This window comes from Streptomyces sp. CCM_MD2014, from assembly GCF_000772045.1.
Lineage (GTDB): Bacteria > Actinomycetota > Actinomycetes > Streptomycetales > Streptomycetaceae > Streptomyces > Streptomyces salinarius.
The window spans coordinates 6,825,897-6,852,015 of sequence record NZ_CP009754.1; the positions used below are offsets into that span (position 1 = coordinate 6,825,897).

Annotated in this window: 18 protein-coding genes and 2 rRNA genes; 15 read left to right on the top strand and 5 right to left on the bottom strand. The window is 71.6% G+C overall.

The genetic code is table 11. The features are described 5' to 3' along the window. Positions 1–184: 184 nt before the first annotated feature. Both NI25_RS30375 and rrf read left to right on the top strand, forming a co-directional pair. A 23S ribosomal RNA gene (locus NI25_RS30375) occupies positions 185–3,308 on the top strand. Between the two features lie 104 nt (positions 3,309–3,412). Beyond that, a 5S ribosomal RNA gene (gene rrf / locus NI25_RS30380) occupies positions 3,413–3,529 on the top strand. 120 nt (positions 3,530–3,649) lie between these two features. Here the strand turns inward: rrf and NI25_RS39170 are convergent. Then, on the bottom strand, positions 3,650–4,693 hold the full coding sequence (locus NI25_RS39170) for a hypothetical protein (RefSeq protein ID WP_199561146.1): 1,044 nt from the start codon (positions 4,691–4,693) through the stop codon (positions 3,650–3,652). 108 nt (positions 4,694–4,801) lie between these two features. On the opposite strand from NI25_RS39170, the gene NI25_RS39175 reads away from it, so the two are divergent. Next, positions 4,802–5,512 carry a tetratricopeptide repeat protein gene (locus tag NI25_RS39175; protein WP_228956519.1) on the top strand — a complete coding sequence of 237 codons (711 nt, stop codon included), beginning with the start codon at positions 4,802–4,804 and terminating at the stop codon, positions 5,510–5,512. 66 nt (positions 5,513–5,578) lie between these two features. Here the strand turns inward: NI25_RS39175 and NI25_RS30395 are convergent, their stop codons facing one another. Next, entirely contained in the window at positions 5,579–6,871 is a 1,293-nt protein-coding gene (locus NI25_RS30395; RefSeq protein WP_061445512.1) for a DUF1015 domain-containing protein, read from the bottom strand. 72 nt (positions 6,872–6,943) lie between these two features. Between NI25_RS30395 and NI25_RS30400 the strand changes: the two genes are divergently transcribed. From NI25_RS30400 to NI25_RS30415, 4 genes are all read left to right on the top strand, one after another. After that, positions 6,944–7,975: an HAD hydrolase-like protein gene (locus tag NI25_RS30400; RefSeq protein ID WP_061445513.1), complete on the top strand. Its 1,032-nt coding sequence runs from the start codon at positions 6,944–6,946 to the stop codon at positions 7,973–7,975. A 121-nt stretch (positions 7,976–8,096) separates the two neighbouring features. Next, entirely contained in the window at positions 8,097–9,143 is a 1,047-nt protein-coding gene (locus tag NI25_RS30405; protein WP_061445514.1) for a FecCD family ABC transporter permease, read from the top strand. A 32-nt stretch (positions 9,144–9,175) separates the two neighbouring features. After that, positions 9,176–10,213, top strand: coding sequence for a FecCD family ABC transporter permease (locus NI25_RS30410; RefSeq protein WP_061447163.1), 1,038 nt, complete (start codon positions 9,176–9,178; stop codon positions 10,211–10,213). Continuing rightward, positions 10,210–11,085 carry an ABC transporter ATP-binding protein gene (locus tag NI25_RS30415; RefSeq protein ID WP_107071899.1) on the top strand — a complete coding sequence of 292 codons (876 nt, stop codon included), beginning with the start codon at positions 10,210–10,212 and terminating at the stop codon, positions 11,083–11,085. The genes NI25_RS30410 and NI25_RS30415 overlap by 4 nt, the downstream gene beginning before the upstream one ends. Here the strand turns inward: NI25_RS30415 and NI25_RS30420 are convergent. Further along, positions 11,069–11,416, bottom strand: a complete 348-nt coding sequence (locus NI25_RS30420; RefSeq protein ID WP_061445516.1) for an SCP2 sterol-binding domain-containing protein — start codon at positions 11,414–11,416, stop codon at positions 11,069–11,071. The genes NI25_RS30415 and NI25_RS30420 overlap by 17 nt on opposite strands. Before the next feature lie 42 nt (positions 11,417–11,458). On the opposite strand from NI25_RS30420, the gene NI25_RS30425 reads away from it, so the two are divergent. From NI25_RS30425 to NI25_RS30445, 5 genes are all read left to right on the top strand, one after another. Further along, positions 11,459–11,782 carry a hypothetical protein gene (locus NI25_RS30425; RefSeq protein ID WP_061445517.1) on the top strand — a complete coding sequence of 108 codons (324 nt, stop codon included), beginning with the start codon at positions 11,459–11,461 and terminating at the stop codon, positions 11,780–11,782. Between the two features lie 7 nt (positions 11,783–11,789). Further along, positions 11,790–12,605, top strand: coding sequence for a hemolysin (locus NI25_RS30430; protein WP_061445518.1), 816 nt, complete (start codon positions 11,790–11,792; stop codon positions 12,603–12,605). Next, complete coding sequence (locus NI25_RS30435) at positions 12,602–13,507, top strand: NAD kinase (protein ID WP_061445519.1); 906 nt, start codon at positions 12,602–12,604, stop codon at positions 13,505–13,507. The genes NI25_RS30430 and NI25_RS30435 overlap by 4 nt, the downstream gene beginning before the upstream one ends. Positions 13,508–13,858: 351 nt before the next feature. Then, positions 13,859–15,601, top strand: a complete 1,743-nt coding sequence (gene recN / locus NI25_RS30440) for a DNA repair protein RecN (RefSeq protein ID WP_199561050.1) — start codon at positions 13,859–13,861, stop codon at positions 15,599–15,601. Between the two features lie 307 nt (positions 15,602–15,908). Further along, positions 15,909–17,057, top strand: a complete 1,149-nt coding sequence (locus NI25_RS30445; protein WP_061445520.1) for a glycosyltransferase family 4 protein — start codon at positions 15,909–15,911, stop codon at positions 17,055–17,057. A gap of 22 nt (positions 17,058–17,079) precedes the next feature. On the opposite strand, the gene NI25_RS30450 is transcribed toward NI25_RS30445, so the two are convergent. Then, positions 17,080–18,726 carry a PucR family transcriptional regulator gene (locus NI25_RS30450; RefSeq protein WP_061445521.1) on the bottom strand — a complete coding sequence of 549 codons (1,647 nt, stop codon included), beginning with the start codon at positions 18,724–18,726 and terminating at the stop codon, positions 17,080–17,082. Between the two features lie 79 nt (positions 18,727–18,805). Continuing rightward, positions 18,806–20,608 carry a glycoside hydrolase family 15 protein gene (locus NI25_RS30455; protein WP_078884776.1) on the bottom strand — a complete coding sequence of 601 codons (1,803 nt, stop codon included), beginning with the start codon at positions 20,606–20,608 and terminating at the stop codon, positions 18,806–18,808. A 584-nt stretch (positions 20,609–21,192) separates the two neighbouring features. Here NI25_RS30455 and NI25_RS30460 point away from each other — a divergent pair. From NI25_RS30460 to NI25_RS30470, 3 genes are all read left to right on the top strand, one after another. After that, positions 21,193–22,842, top strand: a complete 1,650-nt coding sequence (locus NI25_RS30460; protein ID WP_061445523.1) for a CTP synthase — start codon at positions 21,193–21,195, stop codon at positions 22,840–22,842. Between the two features lie 86 nt (positions 22,843–22,928). Next, a complete protein-coding gene (locus NI25_RS30465; RefSeq protein WP_061445524.1) occupies positions 22,929–23,564 on the top strand; it encodes an NUDIX domain-containing protein in 636 nt (211 codons plus the stop codon). 447 nt (positions 23,565–24,011) lie between these two features. Then, positions 24,012–26,039 carry a tetratricopeptide repeat protein gene (locus NI25_RS30470; protein WP_061445525.1) on the top strand — a complete coding sequence of 676 codons (2,028 nt, stop codon included), beginning with the start codon at positions 24,012–24,014 and terminating at the stop codon, positions 26,037–26,039. The last annotated feature ends 80 nt before the right edge of the window (positions 26,040–26,119 follow it).

The window sequence follows — 26,119 nt, forward strand, 5'->3', positions numbered from 1 at the left end:
CTCTTCGGAGCGTGGAACGCACGATCACCGGACGGGTTACGGTCGGGCACGCTGTTGGGTGTCTGAGGGCACGGCCGTGAGGCTGGGTCTTCGGTTGCCGGCCCCAGTGCACTCGGGAGTTTTTCCCGGGGTGATGGGTGGTTGGTCGTTGTTTGAGAACTGCACAGTGGACGCGAGCATCTGTGGCCAAGTTTTTAAGGGCGCACGGTGGATGCCTTGGCACCAGGAACCGATGAAGGACGTGGGAGGCCACGATAGGCCCCGGGGAGTCGTCAACCAGGCTTTGATCCGGGGGTGTCCGAATGGGGAAACCCGGCAGTCGTCATGGGCTGTCACCCGCTGCTGAACACATAGGCAGTGTGGAGGGAACGCGGGGAAGTGAAACATCTCAGTACCCGCAGGAAGAGAAAACAACCGTGATTCCGGGAGTAGTGGCGAGCGAAACCGGATGAGGCTAAACCGTTCACGTGTGAGACCCGGCAGGGGTTGCGTGTGCGGGGTTGTGGGATCTCACTTCTGTTGTCTGCCGGCAACAGGGCGAGTCAGAAACCGTTGATGTAGGCGAAGGACATGCGAAAGGTCCGGCGTAGAGGGTAAGACCCCCGTAGTCGAAATGTCAGCGGCTTGCTTGTGAGACACCCAAGTAGCACGGGGCCCGAGAAATCCCGTGTGAATCTGGCGGGACCACCCGCTAAGCCTAAATATTCCCTGGTGACCGATAGCGGATAGTACCGTGAGGGAATGGTGAAAAGTACCGCGGGAGCGGAGTGAAATAGTACCTGAAACCGTGTGCCTACAAGCCGTGGGAGCGTCGGATACGTGCTTGCACGTGTCTCGTGACTGCGTGCCTTTTGAAGAATGAGCCTGCGAGTTTGCGGTGTGTTGCGAGGTTAACCCGGGTGGGGAAGCCGTAGCGAAAGCGAGTCCGAATAGGGCGTTTCAGTAGCACGCTCAAGACCCGAAGCGGAGTGATCTAGCCATGGGCAGGTTGAAGCGGCTGTAAGAGGTCGTGGAGGACCGAACCCACCAGGGTTGAAAACCTGGGGGATGACCTGTGGTTAGGGGTGAAAGGCCAATCAAACTCCGTGATAGCTGGTTCTCCCCGAAATGCATTTAGGTGCAGCGTCGTGTGTTTCTTGCCGGAGGTAGAGCACTGGATAGGCGATGGGCCCTACCGGGTTACTGACCTTAGCCAAACTCCGAATGCCGGTAAGTGAGAGCGCGGCAGTGAGACTGTGGGGGATAAGCTCCATGGTCGAGAGGGAAACAGCCCAGAGCATCGACTAAGGCCCCTAAGCGTACGCTAAGTGGGAAAGGATGTGGAGTCGCACAGACAACCAGGAGGTTGGCTTAGAAGCAGCCACCCTTGAAAGAGTGCGTAATAGCTCACTGGTCTAGTGATTCCGCGCCGACAATGTAGCGGGGCTCAAGCGTACCGCCGAAGTCGTGTCATTGCGATATGTACCCCCAACGGGGATCGTGATGGGTAGGGGAGCGTTGTCTGCCGGGTGAAGCAGCACCGGAAGGTAGTTGTGGACGGTTGACGAGTGAGAATGCAGGCATGAGTAGCGATACAAACGTGAGAAACGTTTGCGCCGATTGACTAAGGGTTCCTGGGTCAAGCTGATCTGCCCAGGGTAAGTCGGGACCTAAGGCGAGGCCGACAGGCGTAGTCGATGGATAACCGGTTGATATTCCGGTACCCGCTGTGAAGCGTCAAACATCGAGCATCGTGATGCTAAGGCCGTGAAACCGTCCGCTGCCGGCTTTGCCGTCAGTGGGAGTGGTGGAGCCGCCGACCCAAGCGGTTAGTAGGTGAGTGATGGGGTGACGCAGGAAGGTAGTCCATCCCGGGCGGTGGTTGTCCCGGGGTAAGGGTGTAGGCCGGTGTGTAGGTAAATCCGCACACCTTGTGGCTGAGACCTGATGCCGAGCCGATTGTGGTGAAGTGGATGATCCTATGCTGTCGAGAAAAGCCTCTAGCGAGTTTCATGGCGGCCCGTACCCTAAACCGACTCAGGTGGTCAGGTAGAGAATACCGAGGCGTTCGGGTGAACTATGGTTAAGGAACTCGGCAAAATGCCCCCGTAACTTCGGGAGAAGGGGGGCCACGCCTGGTGACGGAGTTTTCCTCCTGAGCTGGGGGTGGCCGCAGAGACCAGCGAGAAGCGACTGTTTACTAAAAACACAGGTCCGTGCGAAGCCGTAAGGCGATGTATACGGACTGACGCCTGCCCGGTGCTGGAACGTTAAGGGGACCGGTTAGCTCCATTTCGGTGGGGCGAAGCTGAGAACTTAAGCGCCAGTAAACGGCGGTGGTAACTATAACCATCCTAAGGTAGCGAAATTCCTTGTCGGGTAAGTTCCGACCTGCACGAATGGCGTAACGACTTCTCGACTGTCTCAACCATAGGCCCGGTGAAATTGCACTACGAGTAAAGATGCTCGTTTCGCGCAGCAGGACGGAAAGACCCCGGGACCTTTACTACAGTTTGATATTGGTGTTCGGTTCGGCTTGTGTAGGATAGCTGGGAGACTGTGAAGCTCGCACGCCAGTGTGGGTGGAGTCGTCGTTGAAATACCAGTCTGGTCGTGCTGGATGTCTAACCTGGGTCCGTGATCCGGATCAGGGACAGTGTCTGATGGGTAGTTTAACTGGGGCGGTTGCCTCCTAAAGAGTAACGGAGGCGCCCAAAGGTTCCCTCAGCCTGGTTGGCAATCAGGTGTTGAGTGTAAGTGCACAAGGGAGCTTGACTGTGAGACCGACGGGTCGAGCAGGGACGAAAGTCGGGACTAGTGATCCGGCGGTGGCTTGTGGAAGCGCCGTCGCTCAACGGATAAAAGGTACCCCGGGGATAACAGGCTGATCTTCCCCAAGAGTCCATATCGACGGGATGGTTTGGCACCTCGATGTCGGCTCGTCGCATCCTGGGGCTGGAGTCGGTCCCAAGGGTTGGGCTGTTCGCCCATTAAAGCGGTACGCGAGCTGGGTTTAGAACGTCGTGAGACAGTTCGGTCCCTATCCGCTGTGCGCGTAGGAGTCTTGAGAAGGGCTGTCCCTAGTACGAGAGGACCGGGACGGACGAACCTCTGGTGTGCCAGTTGTTCTGCCAAGGGCATGGCTGGTTGGCTACGTTCGGGAGGGATAACCGCTGAAAGCATCTAAGCGGGAAGCCTGCTTCGAGATGAGGACTCCCACCCACTTGATGGGGTAAGGCTCCCAGTAGACGACTGGGTTGATAGGCCGGATCTGGAAGCACCGTGAGGTGTGGAGGTGACCGGTACTAATAGGCCGAGGGCTTGTCCTCAGTTGCTCGCGTCCACTGTGTTAGTTCTGAGGCAACGACCGTTGCCGGCTTTGAGTAGAGCACACAATTAAAGAGTGTGCTTGTTCGCTCGAAACCATTAGGGTTTCGGTGGTCATAGCGTAGGGGAAACGCCCGGTTACATTTCGAACCCGGAAGCTAAGCCTTACAGCGCCGATGGTACTGCAGGGGGGACCCTGTGGGAGAGTAGGACGCCGCCGAACAATCTTTGGAAAGGACCCCTGGTCCCCAGCGTTCAGCTGGGACCAGGGGTCCTTTCGTTTTTCCAGGGCGCACCGGGTACCCGGCTGCGCGAGAATGACTTGCGGTACCGAAGACAGGAGTCACCGATGTCCACCAACTCTCCCGACGACCGACCGGAGCGCGACCAGCGGCGACGGGACAGTGGTGACCGCGGTGACCGTAGGGGTCAGCGCGGAGACCGGGGCGGGTTCCGTCGCGACGACCGTCGAGGTGATGACCGCGGTGGTCAGCGCGGCGGGTTCCGCCGGGACGACCGTGACCGTGGACCGCGTCGGGACGATCGCGATCGTGGTGGTGACCGGGGCTTCCGTCGTGACGACCGGGGTGGTGACCGTCCGTCCTTCCGGCGTGACGATCGCGGTGACCGCGGTGACCGTCCGTCCTTCCGCCGGGACGACCGTGACGACCGCCGGGACCGCCCCTCGTACCGCCGTGACGACCGCCGCGATGACCGGCGTGACGACCGCCGTGACGACCGGGGTGGCTTCGGCCGTCGTGACGACAGCCGGCGGGACGACGGCCGGCGTGACGACCGCGGTGGGCAGCGTGGCGGTTTCCGGCGCGACGACCGGCGCGACGACAACCGCGGTGGCGGTTACGGGCGTCGGGATGACCGCGATCGTGGTGGTGACCGGGGCTTCCGTCGTGACGACCGGGGTGGTGACCGTCCGTCCTTCCGGCGTGACGATCGCGGTGACCGGGGTGACCGTCCGTCCTTCCGCCGGGACGACCGTGACGACCGCCGGGACCGCGGCGACCGCCCCTCGTACCGCCGCGACGACCGGCGTGACGACCGCCGTGACGACCGGCGTGACGACCGGCGTGACGACCGGCGTGACGACCGGCGTGACGACCGGCGTGACGACCGGCGTGACGACCGGCGTGACGGTCGTCCCCCCTTCCGGCGCGACGACCGAGGTGACCGTGGTGACCGCGGTGGCTTCCGTCGGGACGACAACCGTGGTGACCGTGGCGGCTTCGGCCGCCGGGAGGACCGCCGCGACGACGGCCGTGGCGGCGACCGTGGTGGCTTCCGCGGGCGTGACGACCGCGGAGGACGTGGGCCCCGGCGCGACGACCGCGGTGGGCGGCCCGGCGGTTACCGGGGACGCGACGACCGGCACGGCGGCGGTGGGCGCTTCCGTGAGGAGCGGGACCGCGACCGGGACCGCGAGCCGATCAAGCGCCTGCCGATCCCCGAGGAGGTCACGGGCGACGAGATCGACAAGGACGTGCGTCAGGAGCTGCAGAGCCTGCCCAAGACGCTCGCCGAGGACGTCGCCAGGAACCTGGTGATGGTCGCGCGGCTGCTCGACGAGGACCCGGAGGCCGCGTACGGCTACTCCAGGGTGGCCCTGCGTCTGGCGTCCCGCGTGGCCGCCGTACGCGAGGCGGCCGGGTTCGCGGCGTACGCCAACCAGAAGTACGGCGAGGCGCTGGCGGAGTTCCGGGCGGCGCGGCGGATGACGGGGTCCGTGGAGCTGTGGCCGGTCATGGCGGACTGCGAGCGCGGGCTCGGGAGGCCGGAGAAGGCGCTGGACATGGCCGGTGCCCCCGAAGTGCACAAGCTGGACAAGGCCGGCCAGGTCGAGATGCGCCTCGTGGCGGCCGGTGCCCGGCGTGACATGGGGCAGCTGGACGCGGCCATCGTGACGCTGCAGAGCCCCGAGCTGGCCTCCCACTCCGTGCAGTCCTGGACCGCGAGGCTGCGGTACGCCTACGCCGACGCGCTGCTGGCCGCGGGCCGGGAGCGGGAGGCGCGGGAGTGGTTCGCGAAGGCGGTCGAGTCCGACCGGGACGGCAGCACGGACGCCTCCGACCGGCTCGCCGAGCTGGACGGCGTGGAGTTCATGGACGCCCTGAACGAGGACGAGGACCAGGGCGAGACCGACTCCGGCAGCGGCGTGGAGCGTGCTTCCGCCGAGGACGGCGACGAGGACTGACGCTCCGTAGACGAGAGGGGGCGGGCCCGTGCACGGGCCCGCCCCCTCTCCGCGTCGTGGGCCGGGTCAGGCGTCGAGCGTGCGGAGCACCAGGCCGGAGGCCGGTTTCGGCCCGAAGGACGTCGACTTGCGGGGCATGGTGACGCCCTGTCGGGCCAGCTCGCGGACGACGTCCTCGCGGACGGGGTGCATCAGCACCGCCGTACCGCCGTCGCGTTCGGCCTTCTCGACGGTGGCCGCCGTGTCGTGGATGTAGGAGATGTGGGCCGCCGAGTCGTCGGGGACGTGCCAGACGTGGGCGAGGAGCGTGGCGTGCAGGACGGTGGCGTCCAGGGTGCGCCAGGCCTCGGGCCGGTCGGTGGGAACCGTGCGGGCCAGCAGGCCCGGGTCCGGCCGGTCGACGAGGTGGAAGGTGCCGTCGCCGGCGAGGAGGAAGGCGTTGCCCGTGGCGGCGGCCTCCGCCAGGCTGTCCAGGGAGGCGTCCAGCGGTGTGTCCAGGCGGCGGACGCGGAAGTGCCCGTCCAGGGCGGCCACGGCGTCGGACACCGGGAGGCCGTGCAGCAGGCGGTGGATGGCGCGGACACGGAGCGGGTAGCGGGCCGTGTCGACCAGGAGGACGAGTCCGTGGTCCCAGGGGCCGGGGGAGGGGTGTTCCGCGCGGAGGGTGCGGTAGGTCGCCCAGCGGTGGTGGCCGTCGGCGATGAGCGCCTGGCGGTGGGACAGCTCGGTCCGGACCCGGGCCACGGTGTCCGGGTCGGTGACCGACCACAGGCGGTGGCAGAAGCCGTCCTCCGTGGTCGTGGCGAGGAGCGGCGGTTGTTCGGCCGTGTGCTCCACGAGGGCGGTGGTGGCCGGCGTTTCGCCGTCGCCGCGGTAGGTCAGCAGGAGCGGTTCGAGGTTGGCCCGGGTGGCCCGCATGAGCGCCGCGCGGTCGGCGACGACGTGGGGCATGACGTCCTCGTGCGGCAGGACCACCTGCTCCGCGGGGTCCGACACGCGCAGGGCGCCGATGATGCCGCGCTGCAGCATGCCTTCGTCGTCGCGCTGTTCGTAGACGTACAGGCCCGGTTCGGGGTCGGTGGTCAGGACGCCCTCCGCGGTCCAGCGCCGCAGGGTGCGGGCGGCCTGCTCGTTGCGTGCCGCGGGCGTGGCGGCCTGGGGGAGGATCAGCCGGACGATGTTGTACGGGTCGGCCGACTCGAGGTGGAGCAGGCCGTCGGGGCGGACCACCACGTCGTAGGGAGGGGAGGTCACGGCGGCCAGGCTGCCGACCCGGTCGGGGTCGTAGCGGAGGCCTCGGAACGGGGTGAGTTCCAGGCCCCGGCGCGCCGTTGCTTCCGGGTGACCTGCAGAGTTCATCCCGGCATCGTACGTGTGTCAGTGGCATGGGGGATGATCGGGGGAAAGGCGACCAACGAGGAGCGATGTGCGATGAGCCGGAGCGTCAGGACGAGGCCCGAGGGCAGTGGGCGGGGCCTGAACGAGGCCTATGACACGGCGCTGCTCGACCTGGACGGTGTGGTGTACGCCGGGGGGAACGCGATCGCGCACGCCGTGGAGTCCCTCGGTACCGCCCGGGACGCCGGCATGCGCCTGGCGTACGTCACCAACAACGCGCTCCGGACGCCCGACACGGTGGCCGCGCACCTGACGGAGCTGGGCATGGCGACGGACGCCGGCGACGTCATCACCTCGGCGCAGGCGGTGGCCCGGCTGATCTCCGAGCAGGTGCCCTCGGGGGCGCGGGTGCTGGTGATCGGCGGTGAGGGGCTGCGGGTGGCGCTGCGCGAGCGCGGTCTCGAGCCGGTGGAGTCGGCCGAGGACGATCCGGCGGCCGTCGTGCAGGGGTTCGGCGGCCCGGAGCTGCCGTGGGGCCGGTTCGCCGAGGCGTGCTACGCGATCGCGCGCGGTGTCCCCTGGTACGCCTCCAACACCGACCTGACCATTCCGAGCGCCCGGGGGATCGCCCCGGGCAACGGCGCGGCGGTGGAGGTCGTGCGGATCGCGACCGGCGCCGAGCCGCAGGTCGCTGGGAAGCCGTTGCCCCCCATGCACCGGGAGACGATCCTGCGGACCGGCGCCCGGCGCCCGTTGGTGGTGGGGGACCGGCTGGACACGGACATCGAGGGGGCGTTCAACGGGGAGGTCGACTCGCTGCTCGTCCTGACCGGCGTGACCGACGGGGCGCAGCTGCTGGCGGCGCCGCCGCAGCACCGGCCGACGTACGTCGACGCCGACCTGCGCGGGCTGCTCACCGGCCAGCCGGAGGTCACCGGCGGTGCGGACGACGGCTTCCGGTGCGGAGGCTGGACGGCGACGGCCGGCGAGGAGCGGCTGGAGCTGGCGGGCGACGGCTCCCCGCTGGACGGGCTGCGGGCACTGTGCGCGGCGGCCTGGACGGCGGGCGGTGAGCAGGGCTGCGCGCTGGACTCGGGGAAGGCGCTGGCGCGATTGGGGTTGTGAGCCGGAGTATCGGGGCAGGCGCCCGTTCGCGGGCCGGGGCGTGTCGCGTGCGGGTGGTCACGGCCGGGCCTCGCACGGCTCGGGATCGTGATCGATTAGCAGGGTAGGCTAACCTAACTGCGTGTTGGTCGACAGTCCCCCCGAACAGCGCGCGGAGACCGCTCCCGCGCCGCCCTCCAAGCGCCGCGTCCTGCGTGCAGCGGGGTTGCCCGTCTCCGTCGCGGTCCTGGTGTGCGTCGCGATGGCGAGCATCGCGATCGGCGCCAAGGACCTGTCCCTGGCGCAGGTCTGGCACGGCCTCTTCCACGACTCGGGCACGTACGGCGACGTCGTCGTCGGCGAGCGGCTGTCGCGGACCGTGCTCGGCCTGCTGGCCGGCGCCGCCCTGGGCCTGGCGGGAGCCGTGCTGCAGGCCCTCACCCGCAATCCGCTGGCCGACCCCGGGCTGCTCGGCATCAACGCCGGCGCCTCGGCGGCCGTCGTCACGGGCATCACCTTCTTCGGCGTCACCTCGCTGACCGGGTATGTGTGGTTCGCCTTCGCGGGTGCGGCGGGAGTCGGCGCCCTGGTCTGGTTCCTGGGCGGCAGCCGCGGCGCCACGCCGGTGCGGCTGGTGCTGGCCGGCACCGCGATCAGCGCCGCGCTCTTCGGCTACCTCCAGGCCGTGATGATCATGGACGACGCGGCGCTGGGCCGGATGCGCTTCTGGACGGTCGGTTCGCTCGCCTCGGCGACGACCGGCACCATCCGGGAAGTGCTGCCCTTCTTCGTGGTGGGCACCGTCCTCGCCCTCGCGCTCGCCCGGCCGCTCAACGCCATGGAGATGGGCGACGACACCGCCAAGGCCCTCGGCGCCAACCTGAACCGGACCCGGGCGCTGTCCATGCTCGCGGCGACCGTGCTGTGCGGCGCCGCGACCGCCGCCTGCGGACCGATCGTGTTCGTCGGGCTGATGATCCCGCACATCGTCCGCTCCTTCACCGGACCCGACATGCGCTGGATCCTGCCGTACGCGGCGATCCTGTCGCCGGTGCTGCTGCTCGGCGCGGACGTCCTCGGCCGGATCGTCGCACGGCCCTCGGAGCTCCAGGTCGGCATCGTCACGGCCGTCCTCGGCGGGCCGGTCTTCATCCTGCTCGTACGACGGCGGAGGACGGCCCAGCTGTGAAGAACGGGAACAAGAGGACCAACGGGAAGACCGTGAAGACCAGCCGCGCCGTGCGCAGCCCGGGCGGGCTGTCCTTCCGCCTGGACGTGCGGGCCACCGCCGTGGTCGCCCTGCTGCTGCTCCTCGCCCTCACCGCGAGCGTGCTGCTGATCGGCACCGGCGACTTCGACATACCGCCCGCCGACGTACTGAAGACCCTGGTCGGCCAGGGCAACGCCGGACAGGAGTTCATCGTCAACGAACTGCGGCTGCCACGGGTCCTGGTGGGGCTGCTGGTCGGCGGCGCCCTCGGTGTCGGCGGCGCGCTCTTCCAGGCCATCTCCCGCAACCCGCTCGGCAGCCCGGACGTACTGGGCCTCGGGCAGGGCGCGACGGCCGGCGCGCTCATCATGATCGTCCTGTTCTCCGGCAGTTCGGCCCAGGTCACCGTCGGCGCCCTCGTCGGCGGCCTGGCGACCGGTCTCGCCATCTACCTGCTCGCCTGGAAGCGGGGAGTGCACGGATACCGGCTGGTCCTGGTCGGCATCGGCGTCTCCGCGATCGTCACGGCGGTCAACGGCTACCTGATGACCCGGGCCGACATCGTCGACGCCTCCCGCGCCGTGGTCTGGATGACCGGCTCCCTCAACGGCCGCGACTGGGACCAGGTCTGGCCCCTGCTGGTTCTGTGCGCCGTGCTCGTCCCGCTCGTGCTCACCAACGGACGGGCGCTGCGGATGATGGAGATGGGCGACGACGTCTCGTACGCCCTGGGCGTGCGCGTGGAGCGGGTGCGGGCCCTGCTGATGGTGGCCGCCGTCCTGCTCACCGCCGCGGCCACCGCCGCCGCCGGACCGGTCAGCTTCGTCGCGCTCACCGCCCCGCAGCTCGCCCGGCGCCTGACCCGCTCGCCCGGCCCCAACCTGGTGCCGTCCCTGTGCATGGGCGCCGCCCTGCTGGTCGGCGCGGACTTCGTCTCGCAGCGGGCCTTCGGCGCCGACCAGCTGCCCGTGGGCGTCGTCACCGGCGTACTCGGCGGCGTCTACCTGCTGTGGCTGCTGGTCACCGAGCGCAAGGCGGGCCGGATATGAGCGCCGGCAGCGGCGACAGCAGCGGGACGAACAACCGAAGGAGCAACGTGAACCGTCTGACCGCCGAGAACGTCACCCTCGCCTACGACCAGCGGGTCATCGCGGAGAAGCTGTCGGTGGAGATACCCGACAACTCCTTCACGGTGATCGTCGGCCCCAACGCGTGCGGCAAGTCCACCCTGCTGCGGGCCCTGTCGCGGATGCTCAAGCCGAGCGACGGCCGGGTGCTGCTCGACGGGTCGGTCATCCAGTCGATGCCCGCCAAGCAGGTCGCGCGGACGCTCGGCCTGCTGCCGCAGTCGTCCATCGCGCCCGACGGCATCACCGTCGGCGACCTCGTCGGCCGCGGCCGCTACCCCCACCAGGGCATCCTGCGCCAGTGGTCGACCGAGGACGAGCGGGTCGTCCAGGAGTCGATGGCGCAGACCGGCATCGCCGAACTGGCCGACCGCTACGTCGACGAGCTCTCCGGCGGCCAGCGCCAGCGCGTGTGGATCGCCATGGCGCTCGCCCAGCAGACCCCGCTGCTGCTCCTGGACGAGCCGACGACCTACCTGGACATCCAGCACCAGATCGACGTCCTCGACCTGTGCGCGGAGCTGCACGAGGAGCAGGGCCGCACCCTCGTGGCCGTGCTGCACGACCTCAACCACGCCGCCCGCTACGCCACCCACCTCATCGCCCTGCGCGGCGGGGAGGTCATCGCCGAGGGAGCGCCGAAGGACATCGTCACCGCCGACCTGGTCGAGCGGGTCTTCGGGCTGCGCTGCCAGATCATCGACGACCCGGAGACGGGCACGCCGCTGGTCGTGCCGGCCGCGCGCAAGGGGCGTACGGCCCGGGAGAAGGCGGCCGTTACAGGAGCTTCCTGAGCCGGAACAGGTCGCGCAGGCCCGCTTCCAGCTTCACCCGGCCCGAGCCCCAGGCCCGGGCGAAGTTCAGTTCGCCCGCCACCAGGGCCACCAGGTCGTCGCCGGTCATCGCCAGCCTGATCTCGGCCTTCTCGCGCGGTGGCCCCTCGACGGTCTCGCGCACGTCGATGCGGCCGTCCGCCATGCGTCCGGCGAAGGTGACGTCCAGGTCGGTGATGTGGCAGCTCACCGAGCGGTCCAGCTCCGTGGCCGCCCGCACGTCCCCTTCGGCGCCGCGCATGTTGTCCGAAAGCTTGTCGAGTGCGGCACGGCACTCCTCAGTCGTCGCCATCGGGACCGACCGTACCCCAGCGCCGCGCGGTAGCGTCGGGGCATGAGCGACGCAGTACCGGAGCCGGACTCCGAGTCCGAGGAGGCGGAGCCCGCGGCGCACACCGACCCCGGGTACGAGCCGGCCGCCCCCGCCCCGCTGGACGTCCCCCGCGCCCCCACCGGGAACGCCGAGGTCGACGCCCGGCTGGCGCGGCTGGCCGACGCCGACCACCTGGCCACCGACGGACACGTCGAGGTGTACGAGGATGTACACCGGGGGCTGCGCGACGCGCTCACCGCGCTCGACGCCCGCCCGGGACCTCCGGAACCCCCGGGGCGCCCGGGACCCCCGTCGCCGTCATCACCGTACGACCGCAGGAGCTGAACCGAACGTGGCAGGAGCCGCACGCCGCCGTCTCGACGCGGAGCTGGTGCGCCGCAAGCTGGCGCGCTCGCGCGAGCACGCGAGCCAGCTGATCGCCGCCGGACGGGTCACCGTCGGCAAGACCGTCGCGACGAAGTCCGCCACGCAGGTCGAGACCGCCGCCGCGATCGTGGTGAGGGCCGACGACAGCGACCCCGACTACGTCTCGCGCGGCGGGCACAAGCTCGCCGGCGCCCTCGCGGCCTTCCTGCCGCAGGGCCTCGTCGTCGAGGGACGGCGGGCGCTGGACGCCGGCGCCTCCACCGGCGGCTTCACCGACGTACTGCTCCGGGCGGGCGCCGCGCACGTCGTCGCCGTCGACGTCGGATACGGACAACTCGCGTGGAGTCTCCGGCAGGATGAACGCGTCACCGTCAAGGACCGTACGAACGTACGCGAGTTGACGCCGGAAGCGATCGATGGGGAGCCCGTGGACCTTGTCGTGGGGGATCTGTCCTTCATCCCGCTCGGGCTGGTACTGCCCGCCCTGGTGCGGTGCACCCGGCCGGACGCCGACCTGGTGATGATGGTGAAGCCGCAGTTCGAGGTGGGCAAGGAGCGGCTGGGCAGCGGGGGAGTGGTACGCAGCGCGCAGCTGCGGGCCGAGGCGGTGCGGGGCGTCGCGCAGCGGGCCTGGGAGCTGGGGCTCGGGGCGAAGGGGGTCACCGCCAGTCCGCTGCCCGGTCCCTCCGGGAACGTCGAGTACTTTCTGTGGCTGCGGGCCGGAGCAGGGGAACTGGACCCGGCCGATGTTGACCGTGCAGTGGCGGAGGGGCCGCGTTGACACAGAACCGAGCGCGAACTGTTTTCCTGCTCGCCCACACCGGGCGCCCCGCTGCCGTACGCAGCGCGGAACTGGTGGTCAAAGGGCTGCTGCGGGCCGGGATCGGCGTCCGCGTCCTGGAGGCCGAGGCGCGCGACCTGCCGCTGCCGGGCGAGGTGGACCTGGTCGGCGAGGCCACTCCCCAGTGCCTGGACGGCTGTGAGCTGCTGATCGTGCTGGGCGGCGACGGCACGCTGCTGCGCGGAGCCGAGTTCGCCCGTGCGTCCGGGGTGCCGATGCTCGGCGTCAACCTCGGGCGGGTCGGCTTCCTCGCGGAGGCCGAACGGGACGACCTCGACAAGGTCGTCGACCGGGTGGTGAACCGGGCCTACGAGGTCGAGGAGCGGATGACCGTCGACGTCGTCGTGCACCGCAACGGCGACATCGTGCACACCGACTGGGCGCTGAACGAGGCGGCCGTGCAGAAGGCGGGCGCCGAGAAGCTGCTGGAAGTCGTGCTGGAGATCGACGGGCGGCCGGTGACCGGGTTCGGCTGCGACGGCATCGTGCTGTCGACGCCGACCGGGTCGACGGCGTACGCCTTCTCCGCCGGGGGGCCTGTGGTGTGGCCCGAGGTGGAAGCCCTGCTGATGGTGCCGATCAGCGCGCACGCGCTGTTCGCGAAGCCGCTGGTGACCTCGCCGGACTCGGTGCTCGCCGTCGAGGTGCTGCCGCACGTCCCTCCGGGGGTGCTGTGGTGCGACGGGCGGCGGACGGTGGAGCTGCCGCCCGGGGCGCGGGTGGAGGTGCGGCGGGGCGCGGTGCCGGTGCGGCTGGCTCGGTTGCACCACGCTTCGTTCACGGATCGGTTGGTCGCGAAGTTCGCGCTGCCGGTGTCCGGGTGGCGCGGGGCGCCGCACTAGGGTCTGTCCGGCGGATCACGCCCCGGACGCGGGGCCCGGCACGCGCGTCCGCGGCGTTGTCGTCGGTTGCCGACGCTCCGCGTCGACGCCCTCCTCCGCCTTGCGGCTGCACGCACCAGACCCCGCTCACCGGCGTCGACGAGGTGCCGTGCCTGTCCTGCGACCTGATCCGCCGGACAGGCCCCAGCGGTCTCGAAGGGGTGGTTCCGTTGTGGCCCGGCCGCGGGCAGTCCGTGGCCGGTCGCGCCCCGCGGCGCGGCCGCCGTCAGCACTGCCCCGCGCCCCTGGGCGGCATGCGCCGTCCCAGCGTGGCAAGGGCGGCCTGTGTGCGCTTACCGCCCTCGACCTCGTATGGTCGTGTCCGTGCTTGAGGAGATGCGGATACGGTCGCTCGGGGTCATCGACGACGCCGTGGTCGAGCTGTCGCCCGGGTTCACCGCTGTCACCGGTGAGACGGGTGCCGGCAAGACGATGGTGGTCACCAGCCTGGGCCTGCTGCTGGGCGGACGCGCGGACGCGGCGCTCGTGCGGATCGGGGCGAAGAGCGCGGTCGTCGAGGGGCGCATCGCCGTGCCCGACGACGCCGCTGCCGCCGTCCGGGCCGAGGAGGCCGGGGCCGAGCTGGACGACGGGGCGCTGCTGATCAGCCGTACCGTGTCCGCCGAGGGGCGCTCGCGGGCGCACCTGGGCGGACGGTCGGTGCCGGTGGGGATGCTCGCCGAGCTGGCCGACGAGCTGGTGGCCGTGCACGGGCAGACCGACCAGCAGGGGCTGCTCAAGCTGTCCCGGCAGCGGCAGGCGCTCGACCGGTACGCGGGCGACGCGGTCGCCGGGCCGCTCGCCAAGTACGCCGAGGCGTACCGGCGGCTGCGGGCCGTCGTCACGGAGCTGGACGAGATCACCACGCGTGCGCGGGAACGTGCCCAGGAGGCCGACCTGCTGCGCTACGGCCTCGACGAGATCGCCGCGGTCGAGCCGCGCGCCGGTGAGGACGTGGAGCTGGCGGGGGAGGCGGAGCGGCTCGGACACGCCGAGGCGCTCGCGTCGGCCGCCACGGCCGCTCACGCCGCCCTCGCGGGCAATCCGGAGGACCCCGAGGGCGTGGACGCCGCGACGCTGGTCGCGGGCGCGCAGCGGGCCCTGGACGCCGTACGGTCGCACGACCCGGCGCTGGCCGCGCTCGCCGAGCGGATCGGCGAGGTGGGCATCCTGCTGCGCGACGTGGCCGGGGAACTCGCCGGGTACGCCGACGACCTGGACGCCGACCCGCTGCGGTTGGCGGCGGTCGAGGAGCGGCGGGCCGCGCTCACCGCGCTGACCCGGAAGTACGGCGAGGACATCGCCGCCGTGCTCGGCTGGGCCGAGCAGGGCGCCGCGCGGCTCACCGAACTGGACGGCGACGACGAGCGGATCGGCGAGCTGACCGCCGAGCGGGACGCGCTGCGGGCGGAACTGGGCGGGCTCGCCCAGGCGCTGACCGACGCGCGGACCGAGGCCGCCGAGCGGTTCGCCGCCGCCGTGACCGCCGAGCTGGCCTCGCTCGCCATGCCCCACGCGCGCGTGTCGTTCGAGATCCGGCAGACCGAGGACCCGGAGGGCGTCGAGGTCGGCGGGCGCACGGTGGCCTACGGGCCGTCGGGCGCCGACGAGGTCGAGCTGCTGCTCGCCCCGCACCCCGGCGCGCCGCCGCGGCCCATCGCCAAGGGCGCGTCCGGCGGTGAGCTGTCGCGCGTGATGCTGGCCGTGGAGGTCGTCTTCGCGGGCACCGACCCGGTGCCGACGTACCTCTTCGACGAGGTCGACGCCGGGGTGGGCGGCAAGGCGGCGGTGGAGATCGGCCGGCGGCTGGCGCGGCTGGCGAAGAGCGCGCAGGTCGTGGTCGTCACGCACCTGCCGCAGGTGGCCGCGTTCGCCGACCGGCAGCTGCTCGTGGAGAAGACCAACGACGGCTCGGTGACGCGCTCCGGCGTGAAGGTCCTCGAGGGCGAGGAGCGGGTCCGGGAACTGTCCCGGATGCTCGCCGGCCAGGAGGACTCCGAGACGGCCCGCGCCCACGCGGAGGAACTGCTGGAGACGGCCCGGGCGGACCGGTAGGAGGACCGGGCGCCCGGCAGGGGCCGCCGGCGATCTGCCGGGACGACCCACGCTTCGCCGGGCGCCGGGACGTACGCCCCGCGGCGGGCCGGGGCGTACGCGTCGCCTTCACTCGTACGGCTGAAGCGGTTCCCCGTCGTTGTCCCCCCGTCGGTCCGGCCGCGACGGTCGTCGTTCCCGGAACACCCGTACGGCCTGGCATCCTTGACGCAGCGGCGCACCCGGATCCGCGCGGCGCGCCCCGTCCGCACCGTCCTTCTGTACGTTCTTCGTGACCGTCCCCCGCCGAACCAGGAGCCCCGGCCAGGTGACCCCCGTGAGCAGCCACTCACCGCACGGCCAGTCGGCGCTGCGCACCGTGCAGGTGCTGGGCGGCGGCAACGCCGGCAGCAGCACGCACGTGCGCTCGCTGGCCGCGGGGCTCGTCGCACGGGGCGTGAAAGTGACGGTGTGCGCCCCCTCTGATGCCGAGTACACCTACGACTTCACGGGCGCGGGAGCCGACCACGTGCCCGTGCCGCGCAGCAGCGACCCGGTCTCCGTGGCCGCGCTGCGGACGGTGTGCGCGGACGCCGACGTCGTGCACGCCCACGGACTGCACGCCTCCTTCCGGGCCGCGCTTGCCCTCGGCGGGCGGCGCGTGCGCACCCCGCTCGTCGTCACCTGGCACGACCGGGTGCATGCCGAGGGGGCCCGCGCCCAGCTGCTGCGCGTGCTGGAGCGGCGGGTGATGAAGGCCGCCACCGTGGTGCTCGGCGCCACCTCGGAGCTGGTCGACGGGGCCCGGCGCAGCGGCGCGCGGGACGCCCGGCTCGGCCCCGTCGCGCTTCCCGCCCGGCCGGACCCGCCGGCCGGAGCCGAGGACCCCGACCGGCAGCGCCCCAAGGTCCGGGCCGAACTCGGTGTCGTCGACCGCCCGTTGCTGGTCGCGGTCGGCTCCCTCGACCGGCACCGGGGGTACGACGTCCTGCTCGACGCCGCCCGTGTGTGGCGCCGCCTCGATCCGGCGCCGCTGGTCGTCGTCGCCGGGGAGGGGCCGCTGCGCGGGGAGTTGCAGGCGCGGATCGAGGGCGAAAGGCTGCCGGTGATGCTCGCCGGCAGCCGCGACGACGTGCCCGAACTGCTGGCGGCGGCCGACCTCGCGCTGCTGCCGAGCCGCCGGGAGCCGGGGCGTTCCGTTCTCGCCCAGGAGGCCCTTCACGCGCGCGTGCCGCTCGTCGCCAGTGACGTCGGCGGCATCCCCGAGCTGGTCGGCGACGCCGCCGAACGCGTGCCGCCGGGCGACGCGGTGGCGCTCGCCGATGCCGTGGTCCGCCTGCTCGCCGACCCCGAGCGGCGGGACGAGCTGCGGGAGCGGGGCGTCCGGCAGGCGGCCACCTGGCCCACCGAGGACGAGACCGTCGCCCAGGTCCTGAGCATCTACGACGAGTTGACGCAGCCCACGCCGTTGCTCTAGGGCCTGTCCCGGTGCCCCGCCGCTACGGGACGTGCCGGCGGGCGCGCAGGGCCAGGCTCAACGCCAGTACGGTCTGCGGGTCGTCGAGGTCCGTGCCCAGCAACTCCCCGATCCGCGCGAGCCGGTTGTAGAGGGTCTGCCGGTTGAGGTGGAGCTCGCGCGCCGTCTCCGCCTTGCGGCCGGCGTGCGCCAAGTAGGTCTGGAGGGTGGGCAGCAGGGGCGGTTTCGAACGGTCGTCGTGGTCACGCAGCGGGCCGATCGCCCGGTCCACGAACGCCGCGAGGTCCGGATGGTCGCGCAGCCGCCACAGCAGCAGATCGATGTCCAGGCGCCGGGCGTCGTACCAGGGCCGGTCAGTGAGGCCCTGCGCCGCCGTCGCCGTCTCCGCAGCGTGCCTCAGGCCCGCCGAGGCCGCCGCCCAGCCGCCGGACACACCGACCACCACGACCGGCGGCTGCGCCCCCGGCCGCCGCATCCCGGCCCGCTCCACGCCCGCCCGCAGCGCCGCCGCGACCCGGTCCGCGATCGTCACCCGCTCCGACTCCGAGCGCAGCCCCAGCAGCAGCGGGACCCGGCCCTCCACCGGCCGTACGCCCAGCAGCACCGGAACCCCCACGGACGCCAGCTCCTCGGCGACCGCGCGCGCCAGCACCGCCCAGCCGCCGCCCGCCGGGGACAGGGCGTCGCCGAGCCGCATCACCACCGGGAGCAGCGGTCCGGTGCCCGGTTTGAAGCCCAGGACGCGGGCCTGCGCCGGGGCGTCCGCCGCCGTGATCCGGCCCTCCGCGAGGTCGGTGAGGAAGTCGCCCCGCCCGCGCGCCGCCAGCTCCTCCTCCTGCCGCGCCTGCATCAGCACCACGGCGAGGATGCCGGCCGCCCGCTCCGCCGCCATCCGGTGCACCGGCGCCAGCGGTGACCGTACCGGCAGCAGCACGAGGCGGGCCCGCACCGACCCGGTGCCCGGCCCGCCGCCCGGCACGTCCACGAGGACCGAACCCGCCGGCGGCGGCGCGTCCTTGTGCGGCCCCCGCAGCCCTTCCCAGACCTGGAGAGGGTCGGCGCCCTCGGGGCCGGAACCGGCGGCGTACAGCAGGCGGCCGTCCGGGGTCTCCAGGAACACGGGGTTGCCGGCGAAGTCGGCCAGGATGCCGAGGACCTGGGGCACCCCACCGCCGCCCAGCAGGGCCTCGGTGCAGCGGCGGTGCACCTCCTCGGCCCGCTGGAGCAGCGCGTAGTGGCCGTTGACGATCTCGGTGTGGATCTCCTCGGTGACCGTCACGAACGGCACCTCGCGGTGCAGCTGCACCAGCGGCAGCCCGGCCGCGCGGGCGGTGTCCACGAGGGCCGCGGGCAGGCGGGCGAAGCGCGGGCCCAGCTCCACGACGAGGGCCGCGATGCCGCGCTCGGCCAGCGTGCGCACGAACGCCCGCTGCTCGGCGGGGCGGGTGCCCAGGCCGTACCCCGTGGTCAGCAGCAGTTCCCCGCCCTTGAGGAGCGAGGCGATGTTGGGCACCTCACCGGCGTGCACCCAGCGCACCGTGCGGTGCAGCCGGTCGGCGCCCGCGAGAACCTCCGGCAGACCACTGCGCAGCCCGGGCAGCTCCAGTGCCCGCCGCACCGTGATCCCGGCGCCCTGGGTGTCGAATCCGCTGTTCATGCCGCTGTCCATGAGCCGGACGCTACCCGGCGCGGCTCCCGCCGGGACATCCGTGTGCCCGCCCCGCGACCGGCGGCCGGTGCCCGCCCCCTCAGCCGCCGTACGCCCCGCTCGCCGTCAGCCTGAGCGCGGTGTCGATCAGCGGCACGTGGCTGAAGGCCTGCGGGAAGTTGCCGACCTGGCGCTGCAGGCGCGGGTCCCACTCCTCGGCCAGGAGACCGAGGTCGTTGCGCAGGGACAGCAGCTTCTCGAAGAGCTTCCTGGCCTCGTCCACCCGGCCGATCATCGCCAGGTCGTCCGCCATCCAGAACGAGCAGGCCAGGAAGGCGCCCTCGTCGCCGGGCAGGCCGTCGACGCCCTCGTCCTCGCCGTCCGTCGGGTAGCGCAGGATGAAGCCGTCCGAGGTGGACAGCTCGCGCTGGATGGCCTCGATGGTGCCGATGACCCGCTTGTCGTCCGGCGGCAGGAAGCCCATCTGCGGGATGAGCAGCAGGGAGGCGTCCAGCGCCTGGGAGCCGTAGGACTGTGTGAACGTGTTGCGTTCCTTGTCGTAGCCCTTCTCGCACACGTCCCGGTGGATGTCGTCGCGCAGCTGCTTCCAGCGCTCCAGGGGGCCGTCCGCGTCGCCGGACTCGATCAGCTTGATGGTGCGGTCGACCGCGACCCAGGCCATCACCTTGGAGTGCACGAAGTGGCGGCGCGGGCCGCGCACCTCCCAGATGCCCTCGTCCGGCTCGTTCCAGTGGTCCTCCAGGTAGCGGATCAGCTTGAGCTGGAGCACCGAGGCGTAGTCGTTGCGGGCCAGGCCGGTCATGTGGCCCAGGTGCAGGGCCTCGGTCACCTCGCCGTACACGTCGAGCTGGAGCTGGTGGGCCGCGCCGTTGCCGACCCGGACGGGGGTGGAGTTCTCGTAGCCCGGCAGCCAGTCCAGCTCCGCCTCGCCCAGCTCCCGCTCACCGGCGATGCCGTACATGATCTGCAGGTTCTCGGGGTCGCCCGCGACCGCGCGCAGCAGCCACTCGCGCCAGGCCCGGGCCTCCTCGCGGTAGCCGGTGCGCAGCAGCGACGACAGCGTGATCGCGGCGTCGCGCAGCCACGTGTAGCGGTAGTCCCAGTTGCGGACGCCGCCGATGTCCTCCGGCAGGGAGGTGGTGGGCGCGGCGACGATGCCGCCGGTGGGGGCGTACGTCAGAGCCTTCAGTGTGATCAGGGAGCGGACCACGGCCTCCCGGTAGGGGCCGTGGTACGTGCAGTGCTCGACCCAGTCCCGCCAGAAGTCCTCCGTGGCCACCAGCGACTGCTCGGGCTCCGGCAGCGCCGGCGGCTCCTTGTGCGAGGGCTCCCACGAGATGGTGAACGCGATCCGGTCACCCGGCGCCACCGTGAAGTCCGCGTACGTGGTCAGCGCCTTGCCGTAGGTCTCCGCCTCCGTGTCGAACCACACCGAGTCCGGGCCCGCGACGGCCACCGTGCGGCCCTCCTGCTTGCGCACCCAGGGCACCACCCGGCCGTAGCTGAACCGCATCCGCAGCTCCGAGCGCATCGGCACCCGGCCGGACACGCCCTCCACGATCCGGATCAGCTGCGGCGCACCGTCGCGCGGCGGCATGAAATCGATCACTCGGACGGTGCCGCGCGGGGTGTCCCACTCGGACTCCAGGATCAGCGAGTCGCCGCGGTAGGTCCGCCGGGCCGCGGTGGGCGGTTCGGCGCCGGGGGCGTAGGCGGGGCCGAGCCGCCAGAAGCCGTGCTCCCCGGTGCCCAGCAGGCCGGCGAAGATGGCATGCGAGTCGAAGCGGGGCAGGCACAGCCAGTCGACTGTGCCGTCCCGGCAGACCAGGGCAGCGGTCTGCATGTCTCCGATGAGTGCGTAGTCTTCGATGCGCCCGGCCACGTGCAACTCCAGTCGAACGGCCACGTCACCCCGCGTGGGGGCGGTCGCTAGTGCGGTCAGCGGTCAAGGGTGGGGTCAGGAATCGGGTCAGGGAATGTGGGTCGGGGATGTGTGCCCCGCGTGTCATGCCTCGTTGAGCCATGAAGCAAAGCAGCCGTTCGGCCGTGAAGCCAAACGTGGTGCCCCGGGGGACAATTGTTGCTCAACGAACGGACGAGCTCTCGTTGTTCCGGTGGTGACGGGCGAGGGGTGGTGCCGTGTCGCCGGGCTGGCTCGGCAGCGAACGTCCGAGCAGGATACGACGCACGTAGATGATCTGTGTGCCGCTCCGGGCAAGCCGGGTCCGCCGAACGGGTGACCGCGGGGTGAGGAAACGGTGACGTTCCCACCTGCGTGTCCGGACGTGCGCGGAGGGTGGCCGGAAGCCATCGCCCCGAGGCGCTGTTACGCTGGTAGCCCGTGGACCGGTGGGAGAAGAACCCCGGAACCGCAGCGACGGCGCCGCCGACGACTCCCGGTACGACCGGGGCGGAGGACGAACGCACCGCACCCCAGACCGCGACCACGGGAGCCCCCTCTTGGCCATGCCGCCCAAATCTTCGACGACCAAGCACATCTTCGTCACCGGGGGTGTCGCCTCCTCGCTGGGCAAGGGGCTGACCGCCTCCAGCCTCGGCATGCTGCTCAAGGCCCGGGGCCTGCGCGTCGTGATGCAGAAGCTCGACCCGTACCTGAACGTCGACCCCGGCACGATGAACCCCTTCCAGCACGGTGAGGTCTTCGTCACCAACGACGGCGCCGAGACCGACCTGGACATCGGGCACTACGAGCGCTTCCTCGACCGCGACCTGGACGGCACCGCCAACGTGACCACGGGCCAGGTGTACTCGGCCGTGATCGCCAAGGAGCGGCGCGGCGAGTACCTGGGCGACACCGTGCAGGTCATCCCGCACATCACCAACGAGATCAAGCACCGCATCCGCCGCATGGCGACGGACGAGGTCGACGTCGTGATCACCGAGGTCGGCGGCACCGTCGGCGACATCGAGTCGCTGCCGTTCCTGGAGACCGTCCGCCAGGTCCGGCACGAGGTCGGCCGCGACAACGTCTTCGTCGTCCACATCTCGCTCCTGCCCTACATCGGCCCGTCGGGCGAGCTGAAGACCAAGCCGACCCAGCACAGCGTCGCCGCCCTGCGCAACATCGGTATCCAGCCGGACGCGATCGTGCTGCGCTGCGACCGCGAGGTGCCGACCGCGATCAAGCGCAAGATCTCGCTGATGTGCGACGTCGACGAGGCGGCCGTGGTGGCCTGCCCCGACGCCCGCTCCATCTACGACATCCCCAAGGTCGTCCACGCCGAGGGCCTGGACGCCTACGTCGTCCGCAAGCTGGACCTGCCGTTCCGCGACGTGGACTGGACGACCTGGGACGACCTGCTCGACCGCGTGCACCAGCCCGAGCACGAGATCGTCATGGCCCTGGTCGGCAAGTACATCGACCTGCCCGACGCCTACCTCTCGGTCACCGAGGCCCTGCGCGCCGGCGGCTTCGCCAACCGGGCCCGCGTGAAGATCAAGTGGGTCACCTCCGACGACTGCAAGACCCCGGCCGGCGCCAAGGCGCAGCTCGGCGACGTCGACGCGATCTGCATCCCCGGCGGCTTCGGCGAGCGCGGCGTGACCGGCAAGGTCGGCGCGATCAAGTACGCCCGCGAGAACAAGATCCCGCTGCTCGGCCTCTGCCTGGGCCTGCAGTGCATCGTCGTGGAGGCCGCGCGCAACCTGGCCGACATCGCGGACGCCAACTCCACCGAGTTCGACCCGGCCACCGCCCACCCGGTCATCTCCACCATGGCCGAGCAGCTGGACATCGTGGCCGGCGAGGGCGACCTCGGCGGCACGATGCGGCTCGGCATGTACCCGGCCAAGCTGGCCGAGGGCTCCATCGTGCGCGAGGTCTACGACGGCAAGGAGTACGTCGAGGAGCGCCACCGCCACCGCTACGAGGTGAACAACGCCTACCGCGCGGAGCTGGAGAAGAAGGCCGGCATCGTCTTCTCGGGCACCTCCCCGGACGGGAAGCTCGTCGAGTACGTCGAGTACCCGCGCGACGTCCACCCCTACCTGGTCGCCACGCAGGCCCACCCGGAGCTGCGCTCGCGCCCGACCCGCCCGCACCCGCTCTTCGCCGGGCTGGTCAAGGCCGCGGTCGAGCGGAAGACGTCGAAGTAACACACCAGTTGTACGGTGGCCGGGGCGCGCGCACTCAGCGGCGCGGGCCCCGGCTTTCGCGTACGTCTGGAAGGGCAGGTCAGGCAATGACGGGCAGCACGATCAAGGACACTCCCGAAGAGTGGGAGATCCGGGGCAGCCAGACCCCCTTCCGGGGCAAGAAGACCTCGGTGCGCACGGACGACGTGGTCATGCCCGACGGCTCCGTGGTCTCCCGCGACTACCAGGTCCACCCCGGCTCGGTCGCGGTCCTCGCCCTGGACGAGGAGGGCCGGGTGCTGGTCATCAGGCAGTACCGGCACCCCGTGCGCGAGAGGCTGTGGGAGATCCCGGCCGGGCTGCTCGACGTCCCCGGCGAGAACCCGCTGCACGCCGCCCAGCGCGAACTGTACGAAGAGGCGCACGTCAAGGCCGAGGACTGGCGGGTGCTGACCGACGTCTACACCACGCCGGGCGGCTGCGACGAGGCCGTACGGATCTTCCTCGCCCGGGGGCTGTCCGAGGCCGTCGGCGAGCGCTTCGAGGTCGAGGACGAAGAGGCCGACATGGAGCTGACGCGGGTGCCCGTGGCGGACCTGGTCCGGGGCGTGCTCGCCGGGGAGCTGCACAACAACTGCCTGGTCGTGGGCGTGCTCTCGCTGGTCGCGGCGGAGCGGGGCGACGGCCTCGACGCGCTCCGTCCGGCCGAGGCGCCCTGGCCGGCGCGGCCCTTCGAGGCGTAAGCCCGTCCTGCGGGTCTGGTCGCGGGGAACCGCGGGCCCGTCGTCGCCGGTGAACGGAGGCGACGGGGCCCTTCCCGCGGGGGAGGCCGGACATGAGGGAGTCGGCGACCGAGGACGGCACCGCCGGAGAGGGGTGCCTCCCACGCCTTCGATGCGGTGGGGGAGAGGGCGCCGCCCCCGGCCGTCCGGCTTGCCGGGAGCCGGGGACGGCCGGTTCCGTCGCCCTGGCCGGAAGGGCGCCGGGGGGCGAGCCGTTCCCCGCCCCGACGCCGGGCACGGGCCCGCCCGCACTCCGGCCCCGGCCGATGTGACGATCGGTTGATCCGATCGGGGGATGTGCCCGCCGCGCTCCGCCGGGAACGTCGCAGAGCGTGAACTAGGCTCGGGAAACGCCCGAACCGGGCTTCCGGCGGGCACCGGCGTGCGGTGGGATCGGGAGTGTGGCCCGTGACGGATCAGGCGGTGGACACGGACGGCGCACGGCTGTCCCAGGACCCTGCTGAGGACAGCGGGTTCCTCGGCCGCACCCGGGAGCTGAAGGAACTGCGCGCCGACATCGAGCGCGCCGGCCTCGACACCCTCTCCGGCCGCAAGGCCCCCCGCGCGCGCGTGCTGCTCATCGCGGGCCGCCCCGGCTCGGGGCGCACCGCACTCGCCGAGGAACTGGCCGCACAGGTCGTGGACGCCTACCCCGACGGCGTCCTGCGGGCCAGGCTGAGCGAGCCGGACGGCACCCGCGTCCCCGTCGGGCGCCTCGCCCGGGACCTGCTCACCGAGCTGGACCGCACCGCCCCGCCCGGCGCCGACGAGGACGACCTCACCGAGGCCCTGCGCGCCGCGCTCGCCGATCGCAGGGTCCTGCTGCTGCTGGACGCCGTCGCCGATGCCGAGCAGGTCGACGCGCTGCTGCCGGACACCCCGGACTGCCTGGCCGTCGCCGTGGCCGAGGGTCCGCTCACCGGCATCGCGGACGTCCGGCCGTGCACGCTGGGCGGCCTGGACACCAAGTCGGCCGTGGAGCTGCTGTCCCGCCACACCGGCTCGGTCCGCATCACCGTCGACCCCCGGGCCGCCGAACAGCTGGTCGAGCTCTGCCAGGCCCAGCCCGCCGCCCTGACCCTGGCCGGCGGCTGGCTCGCGGCCCGTCCCCAGGCGGCCGTCGCCGACCTGGCCAAGCACCTCCACGCGGAGGCCGAGGAAGGCAGCGCGCTCGACCGCGTCTTCCGCCTCGTCCACGCCTCCCTGCCCGGCACCGCCGCCCGGATGCTGCGCCTGCTCTCCCTCGCCCCGGCCGGCCTGGTCGACCCGCACACCGCCTCCGCGCTCGCCGGCTGCTCGGTGAGCGGCGCCCGCACCACCCTGGACGACTTCGTCGCCCTCGGTCTGCTGCGCGCCGCCGACTCGCCGCTGCCCGAGTACGAGGTCCCCGGGTGCCTGCACGCGCGGCTGGCGCGCCTCGCCCGTAAGCACGAGCGGCCCGCCGAGCTGCAGCTGGCCCGCGCCCGCATGCTCGAGCGGACCGTGCGCCTGCTCCAGTCCTGCCGGGCGGTCACCGAGACCGACAGCCCGCAGGCCCGCGAGAAGCTCCTCGCCACACCGCGCGACCTGCGCTTCCCGCACCCCAGGGCCGCCGCCGACTGGCTGCGCGCCCGGCGCCCCGCCCTGCTGGCGGCGGCCCGCCTCGCGGTCGCCGACGGCGAGCTGGACACCCTCGCCCGCAGGCTCATGTCCCAGCTGGTGCGGGCCATGGTCGCGCACTTCGGCACCCAGGCGGCCGCCCCCGACCTGTACGGCGTCCACCGTCTCGTCCTCGACGTGGCCGAGCGCCGCGAGCTGCCCCGGGAGAAGGCGGCGGCCCTGCTGAACCTGGCCGACCTGGACGCCCGTACCGGCCGTACCGCCGAGGCTCTGGTGCGCTACCGGGCCGCGCTGGACGCCGGCCGCGAGGCGAACGACCCCTACGCCACCGGCCGCGCGATGGAATCCGTGGGCGGCGCCCACCTGGAGCTCGGGGACTACGACCGCGCCGCCGACTGGTTCGGCCGGGCCCTCGCACAGCGCCTCGCCCGGGACGAGCGCGCCGACGCCGCCCGGGTCTACGGCCGCATCGCCACCGCCCACACCTACGCCGGACGCTACGGCGAGGCGGTGCGGTCCTGGCGGGCCGCCATCGCCGGGTACCGCAGGACCGGCGACGTGGCCGCGCACGCGCGGGCGCTGTCCGAGCTGGCCCGGGTCCAGGAGTACGCCGGGCGCCCCGAGGAATCGCTGCGCACGTGTCAGGAGGCCGTCGACTGGGCCCGCCGGGCCGAGGACGACCGGCTCCAGGCCGCGCTGCACCTGCGGCTCGCCGACACCCTCGACCGGCTCGGCGACCCCACCGCGGCCGGGCTGCAGCGGAGCGCGGCCGAGCGCATGTTGAGGGAAGATCCCGCAGACGCCTGCGAAATCCGTAGCGCAGAGTCTGAAGATTAATGCTTTGAAAGGCTAGACAGAGGGAACACCTTCATTAGACTGGCTCTGCCGCACGTTCTCCTGCGGTCTCTCCCGGTGTG